Origin of the sequence: Mesorhizobium sp. M7A.F.Ca.CA.002.05.1.1, assembly GCF_003998335.1 — a bacterium.
Classification (GTDB): Bacteria; Pseudomonadota; Alphaproteobacteria; order Rhizobiales; family Rhizobiaceae; genus Mesorhizobium.
In genome coordinates this window covers 1-4,818 of sequence record NZ_RZQI01000447.1, presented here as the reverse complement: position 1 = coordinate 4,818, position 4,818 = coordinate 1, and the positions used below count along the sequence as shown (strand labels likewise).

Genomic DNA, 4,818 nt, shown 5'->3' with positions numbered 1-4,818 from the left:
ATTGTGTTCATGATAGGCCGTGGTGCGGCGGCGAATGCCGTAGCGGTCGAGCAGCACGCGCGACACCCGCGTGTCTTCGCAGGCGACGATGTCGGCAGCGGCCAGCGTCTCCAGCGCGCGCAGCGTGATGTCGGCGAGATTGCCGATCGGCGTCGCCACCAGATAGAGCGCCGGCTCCAATGGCCGTGCCGCGATCTCGGTCTGCCCGACCACATAGCTGCGCTTGCTCGTCTCTGCGGTCACCGATGACTTCTCCATTCAGCCCTGTTTGGCACGGCTGACGCGGGCTTGCAAAAGCTGACGCCGATGTAAGGAATTCGCCTTTCCTTTGCCACAGTGGGGAACCAAACCGGCGTTGGCAGATTAGCCCCCTGATTCCGGAGGAGGACAGGATGGACAGCCTGAAGATACAGGACGCTTTCGAGCCCTACTATGCCGGCCGCAAGCGCGGTGCCGCGCCCAGGGACAAGCGCCTATCTGCCAAGACCGAGCACAGCCTGGCCAAAGAGCGAGCCGTGAGCGCTTTGCCGACCAACGTCAGGCTTTCCGACAACAAACCCGATAGCACGACGGAGCACTGACCGGACGATGCCCAATCGCTTCGATATCTTCATCACCCGTCTTGAAACAAAGAATGCCCGCAACGGCGCGCAACTAGCCTCGATAGGCGACCAGCACCGCGCCCGCCGCGATAAGAGCGACGCCAAGCCAATTCGCTCCGGACAACCGCTCGCCGAGAAAGGCCGCGCCAAACACCGCCACAAGCACGACGCTTAGCTTGTCGATCGGCGCCACCTGCGCCGCATTGCCGATCTTCAGGGCGCGAAAGTAGCAGAGCCATGACGCGCCGGTCGCCAGACCGGACAGGCCTAGGAAAGCCCAAGTCTTTGCCGAGATCGTGGCCGGCGACTGGAACTGGCCGCTGGCAAGCAGGATGGCACCGAGCACGATCAGGATGATGACCGTGCGGATGAAGGTGGCGAAATCGGAATTGATGTTCTCGATGCCAACCTTGGCGAAGATCGCCGTCAGGGCAGCGAACGCAGCTGAGAGCAATGCCCAGAATTGCCAGGAGGATACGGTCAGGTTCATGCCGGTGGCCTTTGCGGATGAGGTCTCAACCGAGATACCGTGAAACGCGTGCCTTCAGAAGTGTAATCCTAAGCTTCGGAGATTGGACGAGGCTTCCCCACCTTCGTCATCCACGGGCGGAGCAGGAGCGAAGCGACGTCGCGAAGACCCGAGGATCCATTCCGTGACTTCTGAATTTCGCTACGGTGCAGAATTTGGAAAGCTGGCGTGGAGAAGATGCGCCGGCAACGAAATCTATTGTTTGAACGGGACAAGTGGCAGAGCAGGCATGCCCATTCTGGACCGTGACGCCCCGCAGCAGCCGTCGCGGCATGGATCCTCGGGTCTGCGCGCCGCTTCGCGTCGTTCCGCCCGTGGATGACGAGGCGGGAGGAGCTTGGCGCAGGCAAAGCTACCTGCCTACCGCGCCAGATCGGCGACCACGGCGTCGAGCACGATCATGCCGGCGGCCGTGGCGCGCAGGCGCGAATTGCCGATCGGCGCCACCAGCCCCTCTCCCTGCAGCATCGACAGCCGTGCTGACGACAGGCCGCGTCCGGAGAACGTTTCGTAGCGGGAGAGGTCGATGCCTTCGGCGAGCCGCAGGCCCATCAGCAGGAATTCGTCGGCCTCTTCCGAACGCGTCAGGATTTCGCCGCCGGTGACGCCATGGCCCTTGGCTTCGACCAGATTGGCCCAGGTTTCCGGCATCCGCTCGGCGATCGTCACCGTGCGGCGGCCATTCTCGACGAAGCGGCCATGCGCGCCCGGCCCGACGCCGACATATTCGCCATAGCGCCAATAGGTGAGGTTGTGCCGGCTCTCGGCACCCGGCCTTGCGTGATTGGAAATCTCGTAAGCCGGCAAACCATGCGCCGATGTAATCTCCTGCGTCAGCGCATAGAGGTCGGCGGCGTGGTCATTGTCGGGAATGATGAATTTTTTCGCCGCATGCAGCGCGTGGAACGGCGTGCCCTCCTCGATGGTCAGCTGGTAGAGTGACAGATGGTCGGCGGCATGGCCGATCGCCTGTTCCAGCTCCGATGCCCAAGCCTCCGGCGTCTGGCCGGGCCGGGCATAGATGAGGTCGAAGGACAGCCTCGGGAATATTTCCCGCGCGAGGCCGATGGCGTGCAGGGCCTCTTCGACATTGTGCAACCGGCCGAGGAAGCGCAAATCCTTGTCATTCAGCGCCTGCACGCCGAGCGACACGCGGTTGACGCCGGCTGCCCGGTAGCCGCGAAAGCGTTCGGCCTCGACCGAGGACGGATTGGCCTCCAGCGTCACCTCGATGCCGTCAGGCACAGTCCAGTTCTTCGCCACGGCGTCAAGAACCCTGGCCACGGTTTCCGGCTTCATCAGCGACGGCGTGCCGCCGCCGAGAAAAACGCTGGTCACCTCGCGCGGCCCGGTGCGTTCGCGCATCGTCGCCAGCTCGGCCTCGAAGGCACTGGCGAAGCGGTCCTGATCGACCGGCTGGTGGCGGACATGGCTGTTGAAGTCGCAATAGGGGCACTTGGCCGCGCAGAACGGCCAATGAACATAGACGCCGAAGCCGGGCGTCCGGTCGAGCAGGATGCTCATGCCGAGCCCAATCTCGCTTTAGCGAACTTCTGGAAAGCGCGAGCGCGGTGCGACAGCGCCGTCGGCTGGCCGGGCCTCCAGCCGTGCTTTTCCTCGGCGCTCATTTCGCCGAAGGTCTTTTCGAAGCCGTCGGGGAGGAAGACCGGGTCGTAACCGAAGCCGAGTTCGCCGCGCGGTGGCCAGACCAGCGTGCCTTCGGCCTCACCGCGATAATATTCGGCCTCGCCGTCGGGAAACGCCAGACAGATGACGGCAACGAAGCGTCCCTTGCGCTGTTGCGGCAAGGCCGCGCCGACCTCCTGCAACGCCACTTCGGTGCGCTGCATGGCCATGCCGAAATCTCTGCTGCCATCCGGGGTTTCGGCCCAGTTGGCGGTGTAGACGCCGGGCGCGCCATCAAGCGCGTCGACGCACAGGCCGGAATCGTCCGACAGCGCCGGCAGGCCGGTCGCCTTGGCGGCGGCGAGCGCCTTGATGTAGGCGTTCTCCTCGAAGGTGGTGCCGGTCTCGTCCGGCTCCGGCAGGCCATACTCCTTGGCCGACTTCGCTTCGAAGCCGAACGGCCCCATCAGGTCGGCGAATTCGCGCAGCTTGCCTTCATTGTGGCTGGCGACGACGATCTTCTTGCCATCAAGAGAATGCATCAAAGGCCCCAGATTCGTGGCTCGGCGAATTCGATCGAATTGCCCGAGGGGTCGCGTATATAGATCGAACGGCCGCCCTGCGGCCACTCGAATTCGCTTTCGATGGCGATCTTCTTCGCCGCGAGATGGGCTTTCCAGCCGGCGATTTCATCGCCGGTCGCCGTAAAGCACAGATGACCTTGGCCGACCGCGCCATGCGGCGGCACCGGCAGCCTGGCGTCAGGCGCCGGCGGCACTTTCGTCGCCTCGGCGTTGAAGACGAGCAGCACGCCCGGCCCGCAGCGGAAGAAGAGGTGGCGGCCGTCGACCTTGCCGAGGAGATTGAGGCCGAGGATGTCGGTGTAGAAGGTTTCCGCTGCGGGAAGATCGGTGACGTAGAGAGCGGATTCAAGGATGGCCGAGGGCGTCACGAGGCGCCCCCCTCTGGCCTGCCGGCCATCTCCCCCTCAAGGGGGGAGATCGGATGCCATTTCGGTATTCGCCAATCTCCGGCGTTGCAGGGTGCGCGACAACGCAGAAGTCGCCAATCTCCCCACTTGAGGGGGAGATGGCCGGCAGGCCAGAGGGGGGCGCTCAAACTCGACATCGAAAAACTAAGCCACCGCCATCTGCTGCAGACTCACCAACCTCTGGATGCCTTTCTTGGCCAGGCCCATCAAGTCCGCGAACTGCTCCTCGGAGAAAGGCTCGCCCTCGGCGGTGCCCTGGATCTCGACGATGCCACCCTTGCCGGTCATGACGAAATTGGCGTCGGTGCCGGCCGAAGAATCCTCGATATAGTCGAGGTCGATGACCGGCTGGCCGTCATGGATGCCGCAGGAGATCGCCGCGACATGGTCCTTCAGCACCTTGGCGACGCTGGCCATCTGGCGCGCTTCCATCCAGCGCAGGCAGTCATACAGCGCCACCCAGCCGCCGGTGATCGATGCGGTGCGGGTGCCACCATCGGCCTGGATGACGTCGCAGTCGACGGTGATCTGCTGCTCGCCCAGCGCCTGCAGGTCGACCACGGCGCGCAGGGAGCGGCCGATCAGCCGCTGGATTTCGAGCGTGCGGCCGCCCTGCTTGCCGGCCGAAGCCTCGCGGCGCATGCGCTCGCCGGTCGAGCGCGGCAGCATGCCGTATTCCGCCGTCACCCAGCCCTTGCCGGAATTGCGCATCCAGCCCGGCACTTTTTCCTCGAGGCTGGCCGTGCACAGGACATGAGTGTCGCCGAACTTCACCAGGCATGAGCCTTCGGCATGCTTGGAGACGCCGCGCTCGAAGGAGATGGCACGCATTTCGTCGAATTGGCGTTTGGAAGGGCGCATTCAGGCTGCTTTCTTGTCATTTTTCGGAATCTTGGCCGGCTTGTAACCGCATGGGACGCGTGGCGCAAAGGAAAATGGCCCGACGATCTGACTCAGACACCGGGTGATCTCACAAAGACACCGGGTGATCTCACACAGACACCGGGTTGCGCGGGTGCAGTGTAAGTCTATATCCTTGGGCCGGAGGTTTTTGGCCGTATGACCAAGGC

Annotated in this window: 7 protein-coding genes; 1 reads left to right on the top strand and 6 read right to left on the bottom strand. The window is 63.8% G+C overall.

What is annotated here, in order from left to right:
- On the bottom strand, window positions 1-258 hold a 258-nt coding region (locus tag EN939_RS21165), incomplete at its 3' end, for an SAM-dependent methyltransferase (RefSeq protein ID WP_245473130.1).
- Between the two features lie 134 nt (window positions 259-392).
- Here EN939_RS21165 and EN939_RS21160 point away from each other — a divergent pair.
- The gene (locus tag EN939_RS21160) at window positions 393-581 is read left to right on the top strand and encodes a hypothetical protein (protein WP_127269534.1); all 189 of its coding nucleotides are present in this window, start codon (window positions 393-395) and stop codon (window positions 579-581) included.
- Window positions 582-654: 73 nt separating this feature from the next.
- Here EN939_RS21160 and EN939_RS21155 read toward each other — a convergent pair whose 3' ends face one another.
- From EN939_RS21155 to rph, 5 genes are all read right to left on the bottom strand, one after another.
- Window positions 655-1,092, bottom strand: coding sequence for an EamA family transporter (locus tag EN939_RS21155; RefSeq protein ID WP_127269533.1), 438 nt, complete (start codon window positions 1,090-1,092; stop codon window positions 655-657).
- A 399-nt stretch (window positions 1,093-1,491) separates the two neighbouring features.
- Window positions 1,492-2,655: a radical SAM family heme chaperone HemW gene (gene hemW, locus EN939_RS21150; protein ID WP_127269532.1), complete on the bottom strand. Its 1,164-nt coding sequence runs from the start codon at window positions 2,653-2,655 to the stop codon at window positions 1,492-1,494.
- Window positions 2,652-3,299 (bottom strand): RdgB/HAM1 family non-canonical purine NTP pyrophosphatase, encoded by a 648-nt coding sequence (gene rdgB / locus EN939_RS21145; RefSeq protein WP_127269531.1) that lies wholly within the window; start codon window positions 3,297-3,299, stop codon window positions 2,652-2,654. Before rdgB ends, hemW begins: the two co-directional genes overlap by 4 nt.
- A complete protein-coding gene (locus EN939_RS21140; RefSeq protein WP_127269530.1) occupies window positions 3,299-3,709 on the bottom strand; it encodes a VOC family protein in 411 nt (136 codons plus the stop codon). The genes rdgB and EN939_RS21140 overlap by 1 nt, the downstream gene beginning before the upstream one ends.
- Before the next feature lie 183 nt (window positions 3,710-3,892).
- Window positions 3,893-4,609, bottom strand: coding sequence for a ribonuclease PH (gene rph, locus EN939_RS21130; protein ID WP_056585385.1), 717 nt, complete (start codon window positions 4,607-4,609; stop codon window positions 3,893-3,895).
- Window positions 4,610-4,818: the final 209 nt, after the last annotated feature.

Coding starts and splice junctions, on each gene's coding strand:
- EN939_RS21155 (WP_127269533.1), bottom strand. CDS start 1,092: ATGAACCTGACCGTATCCTCCTGGCAATTCTGGGCATTGCTCTCAGCT.
- rdgB (WP_127269531.1), bottom strand. CDS start 3,299: ATGCATTCTCTTGATGGCAAGAAGATCGTCGTCGCCAGCCACAATGAA.
- hemW (WP_127269532.1), bottom strand. CDS start 2,655: ATGAGCATCCTGCTCGACCGGACGCCCGGCTTCGGCGTCTATGTTCAT.
- rph (WP_056585385.1), bottom strand. CDS start 4,609: ATGCGCCCTTCCAAACGCCAATTCGACGAAATGCGTGCCATCTCCTTC.
- EN939_RS21160 (WP_127269534.1), top strand. CDS start 393: ATGGACAGCCTGAAGATACAGGACGCTTTCGAGCCCTACTATGCCGGC.